This window comes from Leisingera caerulea DSM 24564 (genome assembly GCF_000473325.1).
GTDB lineage: Bacteria > Pseudomonadota > Alphaproteobacteria > Rhodobacterales > Rhodobacteraceae > Leisingera > Leisingera caerulea.
Genome location: NZ_KI421513.1, coordinates 2,089,848 through 2,105,107 on the forward strand (window position 1 = coordinate 2,089,848; position 15,260 = coordinate 2,105,107).

The window sequence follows — 15,260 nt, forward strand, 5'->3', positions numbered from 1 at the left end:
GAGAAGCGCAATGAGCAAGTCGCAGCAACCGACCCTGCGCTTCCTCGGGGCCACCGGGACCGTCACTGGATCCCGCTACCTCGTTGAATGGCGCGGTCGCAGGATCCTGATCGATTGCGGACTGTTTCAAGGGTTCAAGCAGCTCCGCTTGCGCAATCGGAAGCCTTTTCCGGTCCGGCCTCGATCTATCGATACTGTTCTCCTGACACATGCACATCTCGATCATTCCGGCTATATCCCTGCGCTGGTTAAGGCAGGGTTCGCGGGCAAGGTCATTTGCACACAATCGACCAAGGAATTGTGCGGCTTGATCCTGCCCGACAGTGGACATCTGCAGGAGGAAGAGGCGTCCTTTGCCCGCCGAAAGAAGTTTTCGGTCCATGCCCGCCCGACCCCCCTTTACACGCAAAAGGATGCGCAGAAGGCGCTGAGCAAGCTGGAAACTGTACCATTCGACACGCCAGTCGATTTAGGCGACGGGATCACGGCCAACTTCATCCCGGCAGGGCATTTGCTTGGAGCGGCGCAAATACGATTATGCCTTGGTAGCACGGCATTGCATTTCAGCGGTGACCTCGGCCGTCAAAGCGACCCTCTGATGCGCTCTCCAACCCCGTTTGCGGGGGCGGACGTCCTCGTGTGTGAATCCACCTATGGCAACCGCCAGCATGAGCCTGTCGATGCCGAAGCGCAGCTCTCCCGTGTTATCCGCCGAGTTATCGGGCGGGGCGGAACAATCCTCATCCCGGCCTTTGCGGTAGGGCGGGCACAGGGGCTGATGTATCACATCGCGCGGCTTTGCAGACGCGGTGATATTCCCGAAGTGCCGGTCTTTCTAAACAGCCCGATGGCAACAAATGCCACCGAAATTTATCACCGCCATCACAAGGAGCATAAGGTCAGTTGGGCCGAATGCTCGGATATGTTTGAACTCGCCAAGCGTGTGCGTTCTGTTGAGGAATCCAAGCAGATCAACACCATGCCTTTCCCCAAAATCATCATTTCAGCCAGCGGCATGCTGACTGGAGGACGTATTTTGCATCACGTTCTTTCATATGGAGGGGATCGCCGTAACGCGATCCTGTTGTCGGGGTTTCAAGCCAGCGGAACGCGCGGTGCTGCGCTTGCCGCCGGAGCAGATCACTTGCGCATCTTTGGGCGTGACATCCCGATCGAGGCCGAGGTGATCTCTCTGGGCAGCTTGTCCGGCCATGCCGATGCCAACGAGCTGCTTGAATGGCTGGGCGCTGCGCCGGTCCCTCCCCGGATGACCTATGTAACTCACGGTGAGCCAGAAGCGGCCGACGCGCTGCGTTTTCGCATCAACCATGAACTGGGCTGGAAAGCGAGGGTGCCAGAGCACCTTGAAACAATCAGTTTGGAGACGCCGCGATGACGCGTGATAGACATTGCCTTCCGCTAGTACGGGCGGAAATAGACACTTACAGCCAGCCTGTCGTCTTCATGCATCTGGACTGCCATGTTTGCCGCGCCGAAGGATTTCGTGCGCTGACCCGGGTGCGGATCGACTGCGGCGGACGGTCGGTGATCGCATCGCTGAACGTTGTCACCGGGGCAGGATGGCTGGGTCCGGAAGCGGCAGCGCTATCCGACGCAGCTTGGGCTGCATTGCGGCCGAGGCTGGGTGATATGGGTCAGTTCTCCCACCCCGAACTGCCAGAGGCGGCTTCGCTAATCCGCGCCAAGGTCTATGGTGAGCGGCTGCACCAAGCGCAATTCGCCACGATCATAAAAGATGCGATGGCACACCGGCTGTCGGATTTGGATCTGGCTGCCTTCGTAACGGCTTGTGCAGGAGAGCATCTGAGTACCTGTGAAACCATCGCTTTGACCCGTGCCATGCAGGAGGCTGGCAGATCACTGGAATGGGGCGAAGGGCCTGTGCTGGACAAGCATTGCGTTGGCGGATTGCCCGGGAACCGCACCACACCGATCGTAGTGGCCATCGTCGCGGCAGCAGGGCTTGTGATCCCCAAGACATCCAGCCGTGCCATTACTTCGCCTTCAGGGACCGCTGACACAATGGAGGTAATGGCTCCGGTGGCGCTCGATACTGCTGCCATGAGCAAGGTTGTCGAAGCGCAGGGTGGCTGCATCGTTTGGGGCGGAGCCTTGGGGCTTAGCCCGGCCGACGACATTCTGATCCGCATTGAGCGGCCTCTCGACTTTGACAGCGACGGGCAATTGGTTGCCAGCATTCTCTCCAAAAAGGCGGCGGCCGGATCGGACCGTGTCGTGATCGACATCCCTGTGGGGCCCACCGCGAAAGTGCGTTCGGAAAATGCGGCCGAAGCCCTGTCGGCGCGGCTGCGCGCCACAGCCCGGGCGATTGGATTGGACCTGGCGATTCATGTCAGCGACGGCAGCCAGCCAGTAGGGTGCGGGATCGGTCCGGCACTCGAGGCAATGGATGTGCTGAAGGTGCTGCGCCGTACACCAGATGCGCCGGGCGATCTGAGAGAACGGGCGCTGGTACTGGCTGGGCTCCTGCTGGAAATGAGCGGAGAAACCGCAGGCGTTGAGCGGGCGAGGGTTTTGCTCGACAGCGGCGCGGCGGAGCATCGGTTCATGGCGATATGCGCGGCTCAGGGCGGGTTTGCCGAGCCGGCTAAAGCCCCCTACCGGATACCTTTTGTAGCCCCTTGCGATGGAGTGATCACAGCTATCGACAACCGCCTTATTGCCCGGGTGGCAAAACTGGCCGGGGCCCCGCAGCAGGCCCGCGCAGGGGTGTTGCTTATGGCGCGGCCCGGGACACTGGTCCAGCTCGGACAACCCCTGTTCGAAATCTGGGCTGAGACGCCGGGCGAATTGGCCTATGCCAGCGATTTTTCCAGCGCGCAGAAAGAGATTTTCCGCATTGAGGTGCCAAAATGAGACCCGTTCTGATCCCATTTCACAATATGCGTCCACTGGCAGATCAACTGGCGGCGCTGATCGGGGCAGAAGTGGCGCCAGTGGACTGGCACCGGTTTCCGGATGGCGAGAGCCGGATAACCCTGCATGGTGATCTCGAAGGCCGCGAGTCGGTGATCCTGTGTTCTTTGTGTGACCCGGACCGGCATGCGATGCCGCTGCGCTTTGCCGCTGATACGGCGCGCGAGATGGGCGCTGTACACGCCGGTCTAATTGCGCCCTATCTGGGGTACATGCGCCAGGACCGGAGGTTCCACTCTGGAGAGGCGGTTAGCGCCAGATTGTTCGCCCGTTTCCTCGAGGAAAGCTTTGACTGGCTTGTGACGGTGGATCCGCATCTGCATCGGATCCAGGCCCTTGATGAGTTGTTTGCCATTCCCGCTGGCCGGGTTTCTGCTGCGCCACTGCTGGCACAGTGGATCGCGGAGAGTGTTGAAAATCCGGTGCTGGTTGGCCCCGATAGCGAAAGCCGGCAATGGGTTGCGGAGGTCGCTTCGCTCGTTGGCTGTCCATACGAGGTTTTGCGCAAGGTGCGTTCCGGCGACCGCAGAGTTGAGGTTAGCAAATCCGGCCGCCAGTGGAGATGTTCCGGCACACCAGTTCTAGTCGATGATATTGCGTCCTCGGGGAGAACATTGGTGGGGGCAATCGAACGGCTGGCGGAAGCCGGAGCCAAGCCGCCTCTGTGTGCGGTAATCCATGCAGTCTTTGCCGGGCAAGCTCACGCCGAGATTCTGGCCGCCGGGGCAAGCCAAGTCGTGACCACCGATACGATTCCTCATGAAAGCAATGCTATCGGCATCGCCCCGCTTCTAGCCGAGGCGGCAAATCATACGCTGGCTGCGTTGACCTTACAGTGACTTGAAAACTCACGATGGCGGCATTCCCCAACCGGAAGGGCAATAACATGAACGAACTTCCCAACAATAAAAGCTCCAGTGTAGCAGACGAAGACAAATTTGTTTGTCCGATGCACCCGCACATTCGGAGCGCTGAAGCTGAAAACTGCCCGATTTGCGGCATGCACCTTGTCCCAGAAGCTGGCAAGGAAACGGCCGGTCATGCTCACCACCATGGGCACGCAGCTTTCGGGCATGGAAAAACTGCTCTGAGTGGAGGTTATGACAAGGTTCCCATTGGCTGGGAAGGCCCTGTGTATACTTGCCCAATGCACCCGGAAGTTCGGCAAACCGAACCGGGCGCGTGCCCTCTTTGCGGGATGGGGCTGGAGCGAGAAGCAGGTTCTGTTGCGGAGGAGGGGCCAAACCCAGAACTCACCGATTTCACCCGGCGGCTCTGGGCCGGTGCGATACTAACAGTTCCATTGTTGGTTCTTACCATGGGGCCCTATGCCGGCCTGGCAGGTGTCCGGGATATTTTCGGGGAACGTAACACACTCTGGATTGAACTGCTTCTTGGCTCGCCGGTTGTCTGGTGGAGCGGCTGGCCGTTTCTTGTTCGCGGCTGGAACTCGTTCCGCACCATGAACCTCAATATGTTCAGCTTGATCAGCATGGGAGTGGCGGCGGCCTGGCTATTCAGCGTTGCGGCAGTACTTGCACCGGGCATGTTCCCTGACGGCTTCCGTGACGCCGAAGGGCATGTCGGCGTCTATTTTGAGGCTGCGGCAGTGATTGTCACGCTTGTTCTGTTGGGGCAGGTGATGGAATTGCGGGCCCGGGAAGGGACCGGGCGGGCGATCCGTGCCCTGCTGGATATGGCGCCCAAGACCGCACGGGTGATCCGCATCGGTGGACAGGAAGAAGAGATCCCCCTAGATGAGGTGCAGGTGGGAGACCGGCTGAGGGTAAGGCCGGGAGACAAGGTGCCGGTGGACGGCACGGTGTTGGAGGGACGCTCCTCGGTCGACGAAAGCATGATTTCCGGAGAGCCTGTCCCGGTCGAGAAGGTCGAGGGTTCCAGTGTTACAGGTGCGACGATCAATGGCACCGGGTCATTGGTGATTGAAGCCACGAGAGTCGGGGCCGACACGATGTTGTCCCAGATCGTCGATATGGTGGCTAAGGCGCAGAAAAGCCGCGCACCAATCCAGAAGTATGCCGACAAGGTGGCAGGCTGGTTTGTGCCGGCCGTGATTGCTGTTGCGGTTCTGGCTTTTGCCGGATGGGCGATCTGGGGTCCGGCTCCTGCGCTGAGCTATGGCCTGGTCGCGGCGGTCGCCGTATTGATCATCGCCTGTCCCTGCGCGCTTGGCTTGGCGACGCCGATGTCGATCATGACCGCGACCGGCCGGGGTGCGCAGGCCGGTGTGCTCATCAAGAACGCCGAGGCGCTTGAGCGGTTCGAAAAGGTGGACACGCTGATTGTCGACAAGACAGGCACCCTGACCGAGGGCAAGCCGCGGCTGATCGCGGTTGTGCCCGAGCCGGGCCATGACGAAGCAGAAGTGCTCCGGCTGGCGGCGACGTTGGAGAAAGGCTCGGAGCACCCTTTGGCCGAGGCCATCGTGACCGGAGCGCTGGAACGGGGCATCAAACTCGGTGAGGCCACGGAATTTGATGCAGTCACCGGGAAGGGGGTGAAGGGGCGTGTGGACGGCCATGCGGTGGCGCTTGGCAACCTCCGCCTGATAGCGGACCTGGGGCTGGAGGCTGCCGGTCTTGCTTCTACGGCCGATGCCCGTCGGGATCAGGGTGAAACCGTAATGTTCGTGGTACTGAATGGCGCCGTGGCCGGCCTGGTGGCCGTTGCCGATCCGGTGAAGGAAGCGACCCCTTCCGCGCTGAAGGCGCTACATGATCTGGGCTTCCGCATCATCATGGCCACCGGCGACAATGAGCGCACGGCCCGCGCCGTTGCCGGGAAGCTGGGTATCGACGAGATCCGCGCGGATGTGCTGCCGCAGGACAAAGCCCGAATTATCCGCGAGTTGCAGGAACAGGGGCGCAGCGTCGCCATGGCCGGGGACGGCGTGAATGACGCGCCCGCGCTGGCACAGGCGGATGTCGGTATCGCCATGGGCACCGGCGCCGACGTGGCCATCGAAAGTGCGGGTTTCACTCTGGTCAAGGGCAACCTGGATGGCATCGTGCGTGCCCGGCGCCTGGCGCGCGCGACCATGCGCAACATCCGGCAGAACCTGTTCTTTGCGTTGATCTACAATGCCTCCGGGGTGCCGGTCGCGGCGGGAGTACTGTTTCCGTTCTTCGGCATTCTGATCAGTCCGATGTTTGCCGCTTTTGCAATGAGCGCGTCATCTGTTTCCGTGGTGCTCAATTCCCTGCGCCTACGCGGGGTAAAGATATGACCGGGCAAACTTTCCTTTTCCTCGCCTCTCTGTCCGGTGTTGCAAGCGCAGTCAGGCGTGGTCGCCGCGTTCAGAGCCAGACGGCTGCAGGCCGCTGTTTCGACACTAGGCGAGTGAACAACCGGGGCCGGGCCGTGAGCGGAGAGCGTGATGGTGCAGGAGGTCGGGGAGGCCCGCGCCGGATCGCAGACGCAACAGCAAACAGCAAAGAAACCAGGCAATTAGTTCATAGGAGTCCGCGATGAGCGAGGAAAGTGAAGGACATGCCCAGGCCGCGGACTACAGGTCCGGCTCGATTTCTCTGACCGGGGCTGTCGCCATGGGCACCGGCGTGATGATCGGGGCCGGTATCTTTGCGTTGACGGGACAGATTGCGGGGTTGGCCGGGTCCTGGTTCCCTCTGTCGTTCGCCGCAGGTGCGCTGGTCACGATGTTCAGCGCCTACAGCTATATTGCGATGTCCAACGCCTGGCCCTCCGCCGGCGGAATCGCGATGATCCTGACCAAGGCATATGGTCCGGGTACGGTGGCGGCTGCGGCCTCGGTTCTCATGGCGCTGTCGATGGTGATCAACGAAAGCCTGGTGGCGCGCACCTTTGCGACTTACGCGCTTCGGCCTTTCGGTATCGATGGCGGACCGTTGGTGCCGTTGATCGGCGTGGCGCTGATCATCTTCGCGTATATGGTCAATGTTTCCGGAAACCGTTCTGTCGGGCGCTGGTCAATCGTGATGTCCGCCATAAAGATCGCAGGGATCGCGTTGTTCGGCATTGCGGCACTCTGGGCCAGCGGCGGTGAATGGCAATCAGGGAACGGCGGTGCAGAAACCAGCGGACTGGGCTTCGCAGCCTCGGTGGCCCTGTCCATCCTGGCGTTCAAGGGTTTCACCACGATAACCAACAGCGGTGCTGAAATCACCGATCCGCACCGCAATGTCGGCAGGACCATCCTGATCTCAATCGCCATTTGTACCGCAGTGTATCTGCTGGTGGCTTTGGCTGTCGGCGCCAGCCTCAGCACAGAGGAGATCCGCGCAGCGCAGGATTACGCCCTTGCCGAGGCCGCGGGCCCGGTGCTCGGGCAGGTTGGATTCTACCTGACCGTGGCACTGGCTATGGTGGCAACTGCGTCGGGGCTGATAGCCAGCATCTTCGCCGTTTCCCGCATGCTCACCATGCTGACCGACATGGAGATGATCCCGCACAGCCATTTCGGCATGTCCGGCTCCATCCGGTCGCACATGCTGATTTATACCGTGTTTGTTGCCGGTGCATTGACCGTGCTGTTTGACCTTGGGCGCATCGCCTCGCTGGGGGCGTTCTTCTATCTGGTCATGGATATGGCAGTGCATTGGGGCGTCTGGCGGAACTTGCGGCGCAAGATCGAAGTGCGCGGCTGGATCCTGCTGACAGCATTGGCTCTCGACGCGGCGGTTCTGGCGGCATTTTCAGTGATCAAGTGGCAGTCGGATCCAATGATTGTGCTGATTGCTCTAGCCGTGATCATCGCGGTGCTGCTGGCTGAGCGGCTGTTTCTTGCCCGGGAAGGGCAACGGGACAACACGTCTGGCGTACACAGCCAGCACCGGCAGCCAACTGAATAGGTAGATGAAAGGAGACTGCAATGAGTAGAGAAACCGGACAGGATAGCATCGTTCGAAACACCCGGAAGCCATCCATCTGGCGCAAATGGGGGCCATTGGCTGGGTCACTTGCCCTTGGCGCAATTGTAATGGGATGGGAATACCGTGAATTCGTATTGCCGCTTATATTGTCGCCGGCCTCACTTTTAGTTGCCTGCCTGGTAATGCATTTCTTGATGCACCGGGGGCACCGTGGCCACGTTGGGACACACAGCTCCGGAAGGCGCGAAAAGGAAGAAGAGGGCACAGTTGGGCCCGGCGATACATCCTAATGGCCATCTCGGGGCGCTGTATCGGGGCAATTTTTTGAAGCGCTCCTTTGCTTCCGGGCCAACGGGGGCGGTGTGCCGGACTGTCTTGAGCTTCCGCCTGGGATGGAAGGGCGGCTGGATGGGTGCCGTCTCACGGCATCTTGTAGGTAAGCGGAAGTTCTTTCGAAAATTGCCATACCCAAACCAAGGATGAGCACGATGCGTCACCAAGGCGAAGCCAATCGAAGCACAAAAGGGACTGGAGAGGGGGGCACTATGGCAGTTGGACACGGCCGCTGAGGATCGCCCGGCTGTCACTCAAAGGGAAGGGAGATTGACAATGGTACAGGACAATGACCATCCGGAACATTCCGGCCCTGGCACCCGGCGCGACATCCTCTACTATGCTACAGGAGGTACCGCAGCCGTGGCCGCTGGAGCCGCCATTTGGCCACTGATCGACAGCATGAACCCGAGTGCCGATGTCTCGGCGCTTTCGGTTGTGCAGGTCGATCTTGAGGGTGTCGAGCCTGGCAGCCGGATCACGTTGAAATGGAAAGGCAAACCCGTTTTCATCGATCACCGGACCGAAGCCCGGATTGCTCAGGCCCGCGCGGATGATGCAGAAACGCTGATAGATCCGGAACTGGACGCCGATCGGGTTCAGAAGCCCGAGTGGCTGATAGTGGTTGGCGTGTGTACCCACTTGGGCTGTATCCCGTTAGGCCAGGGAGGTGGCGATCCGACTGGCGGATACGGGGGATGGTTTTGCCCCTGTCACGGCTCGCACTATGATACTTCCGGCCGTATCCGAAAGGGCCCGGCTCCGCGCAACCTGGATGTGCCGACCTACGAATTTGTTACCGACACGCTGGTGAAGATCGGCTGATGCCGCGGAATTCTGCTGTGGTGCCTTTGCCTGCTGCGCGAAGGGCAACGGAACTGTCGAAGGACTGATGGCTGCCCGGAAGCCGCTGGCGAAACCATGGCTTGCCCGGCAGCGGGAACGCGGGAAAAAGGTGTCCCGAGCCAGAAACAAGGGTGCCGCCATTAGCGGCACCCTTGAACAGTGTCAGCAAACTTCGGACGCGTAGCCTTCCTCTTTGAGCGCTGCCTGGATGCTCTCACGAGCAGCTTTGCTTTCGATCCGGACTTTCCGCGCCTCCATATCAAACTCCAGCGTCGCGCTGCTGTCCAGGTTGGTGACTGCCTTCTCAATTGCCGATTTGCAATGGCCGCAGCTCATGTCGTTGACCTTAAATGTGATCATGCTTGGTTCTCCTTGGTTCCATGCCTGGTGTTACCGGGTTACCGCACGGGAAGGTCAAGCGGGCAATGCACTGTCAATCGCCTGATGAAACTATTTTCAAGCAGGAAAGGGGAATGACCCTTGACCTTCCAGTAACTGGAAGTCCCATGTTGCTGCAAACAACCAGCTTTGGTGATGAAATGACACAGAACGAAACAGTCCGGTTCCAAGTTGAAGGCATGAGCTGCGCATCCTGCGTGGGACGCGTGGAACGCGCGCTGCAGGCCTTGCCCGAAGTCACTGGTGCCACGGTCAATCTCGCGAACGAGACTGCGCAGGTCAGCCACGACGGGTCGCTCTCTGCCGCTGGCCTGGCTGCAGTGCTGAAGGAGGCCGGATATCCCGCCGTGACCGATGAAGCCACACTGGAAGTCCAAAACATGACCTGCGCCTCCTGTGTCGGCCGCGTGGAACGGGCACTGAAGGAGGGAGCGGGGGTTTTGGACGCCGCCGTCAACCTGGCCACTGAAACCGCGACGGTGCGGTTTGCAGCAGGCGCCACGACACCTGCCGAACTTGCAGCGCTGGCTACGGCAGCTGGGTATCCCGCGCAGCCGAAATCAAGTGTGCAGAACAACGCAGAAAAGCGCAAAGCTGAGGAAACCCGGCAACTGGCCCGGCGGACGCTCTTTGCGGCCGTTCTTGCCCTGCCGGTGTTCCTGATCGAGATGGGCAGCCATGTGATTCCAGGCATGCATGAATTCGTAGCGGGCGCAATCGGAATGCAGACCAGCTATTTCCTGCAATTCCTGTTGACCACAATCGTCCTGTTCGGGCCGGGCCTGCAATTCTACACCAAGGGCTTTCCGGCCCTCCTCAAAGGCGCGCCTGACATGAATTCGCTGGTGGCGCTGGGCACATCGGCGGCCTACGGGTTCTCGCTGGTGTCGACTTTCGCGCCCTCATGGCTGCCTTCGGGGACGGCCAATGTCTATTACGAGGCCGCCGCAGTGATCGTCGTGCTGATCCTGCTGGGTCGGCTGCTGGAAGCCCGGGCCAAGGGCCGCACGGGCGAGGCGATCCGTAAACTTGTCGGGCTGCAGGCGAAAACCGCACGGGTTGAGCGTGGCGGCGAAATTGAGGAGCGCGCGGTCGAAGACATTGCTGTGGGCGATATCATCCACGTGCGACCGGGCGAAAAGATCGCGGTCGATGGGGTGGTTTTGAGCGGCTCCTCCTATGTCGATGAAAGCATGATCACAGGTGAGCCCATTCCAGTGCAGAAAACCGAAGGCTCCGAGCTCGTAGGTGCCACTGTGAACGGGACCGGCGCTTTGACCTTCCAGGCGGCGAAGGTGGGCAGTGATACGATGCTGGCTCAGATTATTCGGATGGTCGAGCAGGCGCAGGGCGCGAAGCTTCCGATCCAGGGGCTGGTGGACCGGATTACCACCTGGTTCGTGCCCGCCGTAATAGCGGTTGCGACATTGACCGTCGCTGTCTGGTTTCTGTTTGGCCCCGAGCCCGCGCTCAGCCTCGCTTTGGTCGCAGGGGTGGCGGTACTGATTATCGCCTGCCCCTGTGCAATGGGCCTTGCGACACCGACCTCAATCATGGTTGGAACCGGCCGTGCCGCCGAAATGGGCGTGCTGTTCCGCAAGGGAGATGCGCTGCAGCTGCTGCAGGAAAGCACGGTGGTTGCGCTCGACAAGACCGGCACGCTTACCGCTGGCCGGCCGGAATTGACTGACCTGATCCTGGCCGGGGGCCAGACCGAAGATGAGGTGCTGCGGCTGGTCGCCGCCGTGGAACAAAGTTCGGAGCATCCAATTGCCAAGGCTATCGTTGCAGCAGCGGAAGCGCGGGAGATCAAGCTGCCGGACGCCGACAGCTTTGACTCGATCACCGGCTTTGGCGTCCAGGCATCGGTTGGAGGCCGTCAGGTGCTGATCGGCGCGGACCGGTTTATGGAACGCGAAGGCGTGGATCTTGGTGCGCTGGCCGGGAAAAGCGGTTCGCTGGCCAGCAAGGGCAAGACACCGCTTTACGCTGCTGTTGACGGACAGATTGCCGCGGTGATTGCCGTGGCCGATCCGGTCAAGCCGACAACGCCTGGTGCCATTGAGGTGCTGCACAGGATGGGCCTCAAGGTTGCTATGATCACCGGCGACAACGCCGTGACGGCCCAAGCGATCGCCGACGATCTCGGGATTGACCATGTGGTTGCCGAAGTGCTGCCAGAAGGCAAAGTTGCTGCGCTCAACAACCTGCGTGCGGATGGCGGCAAGCTGGCCTTTGTCGGGGACGGTATCAATGATGCACCGGCCCTTGCTGCTGCGGACGTAGGTATCGCTATCGGCACTGGAACCGATGTGGCTATTGAGACCGCCGATGTCGTGTTGATGTCCGGTGACCTCAATGGAGTTGTCAACGCCTTTGCGGTCAGCCAGGGCACCATGCGCAACATCCGGGAAAACCTGTTCTGGGCGTTCGGCTACAATACGCTGCTGATCCCGGTCGCGGCGGGGGTGCTATACCCTTTCGGCGGGCCGTTGTTGTCACCGGTGCTAGCAGCAGGCGCTATGGCGCTGTCCAGCGTATTTGTTCTGACCAATGCGTTGCGCCTGCGCTGGATTAAGCCAGCGGCAGGAAAGCACCATGTGGAAATCAGAGGACCGAAAGCCGCATTGCAGTCCGCGCCAGCTGAATAAGGCCGACCGAAGGGAGAAACAGCATGAATATCGGGGATGTTGCAGAACGGTCAGGTGTGCCGGCCAAAACCATCCGATATTATGAGGATATCGGATTAGTCAAACCCACGCGCGGTCGCAATGGATATCGCGAATTCGAAGAGAGAGAACTGCACCGTCTTGAATTTATCGGTCGGGCCCGATCACTTGGGTTCACGATTGAGGACTGCCGTGACCTACTGGCGCTTTATGATGACGAGTCCCGCACCAGCGCCGAAGTAAAACGCGTTGCGGAACAAAATCTGCAAGAGATCGACGCAAAAATATCAGGTCTGAAAGCCATGCGAGACACGCTCAGGTACCTTGTTGAGCAATGCTCTGGCGACCATCGGCCCGATTGCCCGATCCTGAAAACGCTCAGCAACGGCCCCGCTCACAACTTATGAACAAAATCAAATGGCGTCCCGCGCTAAAACGCGGGCACTAGTGATGGGCCCACAGGACCGCAAGGGTTATAAAGCCTGTCATGCGCCAGACTACTGCCTACCGGTCTTAGGCCTGTGATCAGTGCGGAAATTACTTCAGTCATGCAGCAGCAATCAAGCCAACTTAGGGTACACCCGGCATTAGTCCTCGAAATGCATGTCAAATTTGCTGCGCAGCTCACTCCAGCTAAATTTTCTGTAGAGTAGTGATCGAAGCCGGCCTTGTCTCCAGCCGCTGGCAGACAGGGCTTACCACCTTGAAGCTAGCTTGAAAGCAAGCCGGTTAGGCCACATTTTGCATGATCTTATGTGTGTGTCGTCGAGGCATGCACAGTCTCCGAAAGCTGACAGATTTCTGCGGTATGATTCGCGCCTTTCACTCAACTTTTGGTTCTCAAGTGTTTCCGGTTTCGGCCACCCCTCCCGCGCGGGAAGGTTTGCTGGAAGCAATGCATGCATTGGCGGAATGTTGCGCAAAATCCAGAATTTCCTTAGGGGCACGCAAATTTGTGCGCTGCATGCATCATTGCCGTCTTGACGCGGGCCGGTCCTGTCAGGAGAAATACCGGAATGGCGTTTCTGGCACATATCTTCCGGCTGATCAGGGTGGCTGCTGCATTTGCAGTGATCCTTTCGCTGGGATTTGCGCTTCCGTCCGCCGCGCATTCCCTCGCTGGCCATCACGGTAGTGCGGTAGTTTCTCATAGTGGGGGCAGCCACGCCGATGCGGCCATCTCAGGCGCGGCATACGACGCTTCCCATACCAGCGCACACGATGGACCGGTCGCTCCCTGGAACGCTGCTGATACCGGAAACTGCTGCGCAGGCGCCTGTATGGCCGTTGCGGTGATTTCTCTGCAGCCGGATTCAACCTTTGTTCAGCAGCCTATCCGCTGGGTAATGGCTTCCGCCCAGCTTCCCTCACAGGACCAGGTCAAGGTCTTGCGTCCTCCAAGAACCTGAGATCCTGAACCGCCACAGCGGTCATTGAATCTGTTCTGTGCTCTAGCACAGAATTTCTACAGATTTTTCTCAGGAAAACCACATGAAGTCTCTTTTTCTGGCCGGGGCGGGCGCCCTGCTGCTGGGGGCGTGCGCCAGGACACCGGCGGCACTGCCCGATACCGCAGCCTTGCAAACTGCCGCCGCACCTTCCGGTCCATACCGTTCCTTAAAGTACCAGTCTCCCCTCAAGGGGTTTGAAAACTACGAGCCTAGCGGCCCCGCCTCCTGGCGTGGTGTCAACGAGCAGCAGCAGGAGAACCACTGATGACGGCAAAAACTTGGCGCGTCCTTCTGGCGCCGCCCCTGGTGCTGGCCGCCTGCTCGGCTGCGGTGCCGGAGAAATACACCAGCCCGCAGGCCGGGTTTCAGGAAGTCGCCCGCCAGACCTCTGCCGCCATTGGCAAGCGCACGGCCTTCGCCCAGACACAGGCCCAGAATGAGGCGCTGGCCAAAGAGGTCCGGCAGCTGGTGCAGGGCAAGACGATCTCTGCCGATACCGCGGTGCAGGCTGCGCTCTTGAACAACAAGGGGCTGCAGGCGTCTTACGCTGCGGTTGGCCTTTCAGCAGCAGAGGCCTGGCAGCAGATGACACCGGAAAACCCGGTGGTTTCGATCGGCCTGATGGGGATCGGCGCACCGGAGCTGGGCCTGTACCGGGCGCTGGAATCCACCATCGCTGTGAACCTGCTGGACGTGAAGACCCGCAAGCAGCGCATCGCCGTGGCTGAGGCGCAGTTTCAGCAGGCCCAGCTGAACGCGGTGAACGATACTCTGGCGCTGGCGGGGCAGACCCGGCAGGCTTGGATCAATGCGGTGGCCGCCTTTGAGCGGCTGAGCTATCTGCGCCAGGCCAGCGGAACAGCGGCAGCGGGGGCGGAGCTGGCCAGCCAGCTGGGCAAGACAGGTGCGCTGAACAAGGCGGGACAGGCGCGGGAGTTTGCCTTTAATGCAGAGCTTGCGGGGCAAGTAGCCCGCGCCCGGCTGGAGGCAAAGCTCGCCAAGGAGGAGCTGACCCGGCTGATGGGCCTGTGGGGCAGCGATGCCAATTACTATGTGCCGGATGCGCTGCCGCCGCTGCCAAAGTCCCTGCCGCGGGTTTCGTCGATCGAGACGGCGGCATTGCGGAACCGGGTTGACCTGAAAGTCGCCAAGCTCGGGCTGGAAGCGCAGGCCCGCGCTTTTGGCCTGACCGACCGGACCCGGCTTGTCACCGACCTGGAGCTGATTGCCGGTGCCGAGGCAGAGCGCGAGCGCGAGGACGGGGAAACCCACACCGAAACCCTGCCGCAACTGGAGCTGGAGTTCGCAATTCCAGTATTCGACACCGGCAAGGCGCGGATGCGCAAGGCTGAACTCTCCTACATGCAGGCGGCCAATACGTTGGCGGAACGGGCGGTGAATGTCCGCTCGGAGGCCCGCAGTGCTGAGCTAGCATATCACTCCTCCTATGAGATCGCGCGCCACTACCGGGACGTGCTGGTGCCCCTGCGCAAGTCGATCGAGGAAGAAGGGCTTCTCAGCTATAATGGCATGATCACCAATACCTTCGAACTGCTGACCGATGTGCGTGAAAAACTGGCAAGCTCGCTGGAAGCGGCCAACGCCAAGCGCGACTTCTGGCTGGCTCAGGCAAATGTCAGCGCCGCGATTTACGGCGGCGGTTCCGGCTCAGCCCCGCAGGGCGGAAGCGTGGAAATCGCCGCGGGCGGCGGCGCAGGCCATTGAAAGGATCA

13 protein-coding genes are annotated in these 15,260 nt (G+C 60.4%); 12 read left to right on the top strand and 1 reads right to left on the bottom strand.

Translation table 11 applies throughout. The features are described from left to right. Positions 1-10: 10 nt before the first annotated feature. The 7 genes from CAER_RS0117435 to petA all read left to right on the top strand — a co-directional run bounded on the left by CAER_RS0117435 (position 11) and on the right by petA (position 8,987). On the top strand, positions 11-1,396 hold the full coding sequence (locus CAER_RS0117435; protein ID WP_027236562.1) for an MBL fold metallo-hydrolase RNA specificity domain-containing protein: 1,386 nt from the start codon (positions 11-13) through the stop codon (positions 1,394-1,396). Then, positions 1,393-2,898 (top strand): thymidine phosphorylase family protein, encoded by a 1,506-nt coding sequence (locus CAER_RS0117440; protein WP_027236563.1) that lies wholly within the window; start codon positions 1,393-1,395, stop codon positions 2,896-2,898. The genes CAER_RS0117435 and CAER_RS0117440 overlap by 4 nt, the downstream gene beginning before the upstream one ends. Next, positions 2,895-3,797 carry a ribose-phosphate diphosphokinase gene (locus CAER_RS0117445; RefSeq protein ID WP_027236564.1) on the top strand — a complete coding sequence of 301 codons (903 nt, stop codon included), beginning with the start codon at positions 2,895-2,897 and terminating at the stop codon, positions 3,795-3,797. Before CAER_RS0117440 ends, CAER_RS0117445 begins: the two co-directional genes overlap by 4 nt. A 47-nt stretch (positions 3,798-3,844) precedes the next feature. Continuing rightward, positions 3,845-6,205 (top strand): copper-transporting P-type ATPase, encoded by a 2,361-nt coding sequence (locus tag CAER_RS0117450; RefSeq protein ID WP_027236565.1) that lies wholly within the window; start codon positions 3,845-3,847, stop codon positions 6,203-6,205. A gap of 241 nt (positions 6,206-6,446) precedes the next feature. Then, a complete protein-coding gene (locus CAER_RS28195; RefSeq protein WP_051357809.1) occupies positions 6,447-7,808 on the top strand; it encodes an APC family permease in 1,362 nt (453 codons plus the stop codon). A gap of 128 nt (positions 7,809-7,936) precedes the next feature. After that, positions 7,937-8,119 carry a DUF2933 domain-containing protein gene (locus tag CAER_RS30790; RefSeq protein ID WP_226429044.1) on the top strand — a complete coding sequence of 61 codons (183 nt, stop codon included), beginning with the start codon at positions 7,937-7,939 and terminating at the stop codon, positions 8,117-8,119. A gap of 319 nt (positions 8,120-8,438) precedes the next feature. Further along, positions 8,439-8,987, top strand: a complete 549-nt coding sequence (gene petA / locus CAER_RS0117460; RefSeq protein ID WP_036797405.1) for a ubiquinol-cytochrome c reductase iron-sulfur subunit — start codon at positions 8,439-8,441, stop codon at positions 8,985-8,987. Positions 8,988-9,170: 183 nt separating this feature from the next. Here the strand turns inward: petA and CAER_RS0117465 are convergent, their stop codons facing one another. Then, on the bottom strand, positions 9,171-9,368 hold the full coding sequence (locus CAER_RS0117465; RefSeq protein WP_027236567.1) for a cation transporter: 198 nt from the start codon (positions 9,366-9,368) through the stop codon (positions 9,171-9,173). 179 nt (positions 9,369-9,547) lie between these two features. On the opposite strand from CAER_RS0117465, the gene CAER_RS0117470 reads away from it, so the two are divergent. The 5 genes from CAER_RS0117470 to CAER_RS0117485 all read left to right on the top strand — a co-directional run bounded on the left by CAER_RS0117470 (position 9,548) and on the right by CAER_RS0117485 (position 15,252). Beyond that, a complete protein-coding gene (locus CAER_RS0117470) occupies positions 9,548-12,058 on the top strand; it encodes a heavy metal translocating P-type ATPase (protein ID WP_027236568.1) in 2,511 nt (836 codons plus the stop codon). A 23-nt stretch (positions 12,059-12,081) separates the two neighbouring features. After that, positions 12,082-12,483, top strand: coding sequence for a Cu(I)-responsive transcriptional regulator (gene cueR, locus CAER_RS0117475; protein WP_027236569.1), 402 nt, complete (start codon positions 12,082-12,084; stop codon positions 12,481-12,483). Between the two features lie 609 nt (positions 12,484-13,092). Further along, complete coding sequence (locus tag CAER_RS29770; protein WP_152612217.1) at positions 13,093-13,485, top strand: hypothetical protein; 393 nt, start codon at positions 13,093-13,095, stop codon at positions 13,483-13,485. An 82-nt stretch (positions 13,486-13,567) separates the two neighbouring features. Next, positions 13,568-13,792: a hypothetical protein gene (locus CAER_RS0117480; RefSeq protein ID WP_051357810.1), complete on the top strand. Its 225-nt coding sequence runs from the start codon at positions 13,568-13,570 to the stop codon at positions 13,790-13,792. Further along, the gene (locus CAER_RS0117485; protein WP_027236571.1) at positions 13,792-15,252 is read left to right on the top strand and encodes a TolC family protein; all 1,461 of its coding nucleotides are present in this window, start codon (positions 13,792-13,794) and stop codon (positions 15,250-15,252) included. The genes CAER_RS0117480 and CAER_RS0117485 overlap by 1 nt, the downstream gene beginning before the upstream one ends. Positions 15,253-15,260 lie beyond the last annotated feature (8 nt).

Excerpts from the sequence above, each read along its gene's own strand:
- CAER_RS28195 (WP_051357809.1), top strand. The coding sequence starts at position 6,447 with ATGAGCGAGGAAAGTGAAGGACATGCCCAGGCCGCGGACTACAGGTCC.
- CAER_RS0117450 (WP_027236565.1), top strand. The coding sequence starts at position 3,845 with ATGAACGAACTTCCCAACAATAAAAGCTCCAGTGTAGCAGACGAAGAC.
- CAER_RS0117445 (WP_027236564.1), top strand. The coding sequence starts at position 2,895 with ATGAGACCCGTTCTGATCCCATTTCACAATATGCGTCCACTGGCAGAT.
- CAER_RS0117440 (WP_027236563.1), top strand. The coding sequence starts at position 1,393 with ATGACGCGTGATAGACATTGCCTTCCGCTAGTACGGGCGGAAATAGAC.
- CAER_RS30790 (WP_226429044.1), top strand. The coding sequence starts at position 7,937 with ATGGGATGGGAATACCGTGAATTCGTATTGCCGCTTATATTGTCGCCG.
- CAER_RS29770 (WP_152612217.1), top strand. The coding sequence starts at position 13,093 with ATGGCGTTTCTGGCACATATCTTCCGGCTGATCAGGGTGGCTGCTGCA.
- petA (WP_036797405.1), top strand. The coding sequence starts at position 8,439 with ATGGTACAGGACAATGACCATCCGGAACATTCCGGCCCTGGCACCCGG.
- CAER_RS0117470 (WP_027236568.1), top strand. The coding sequence starts at position 9,548 with ATGACACAGAACGAAACAGTCCGGTTCCAAGTTGAAGGCATGAGCTGC.
- CAER_RS0117480 (WP_051357810.1), top strand. The coding sequence starts at position 13,568 with ATGAAGTCTCTTTTTCTGGCCGGGGCGGGCGCCCTGCTGCTGGGGGCG.
- CAER_RS0117485 (WP_027236571.1), top strand. The coding sequence starts at position 13,792 with ATGACGGCAAAAACTTGGCGCGTCCTTCTGGCGCCGCCCCTGGTGCTG.
- cueR (WP_027236569.1), top strand. The coding sequence starts at position 12,082 with ATGAATATCGGGGATGTTGCAGAACGGTCAGGTGTGCCGGCCAAAACC.
- CAER_RS0117435 (WP_027236562.1), top strand. The coding sequence starts at position 11 with ATGAGCAAGTCGCAGCAACCGACCCTGCGCTTCCTCGGGGCCACCGGG.
- CAER_RS0117465 (WP_027236567.1), bottom strand. The coding sequence starts at position 9,368 with ATGATCACATTTAAGGTCAACGACATGAGCTGCGGCCATTGCAAATCG.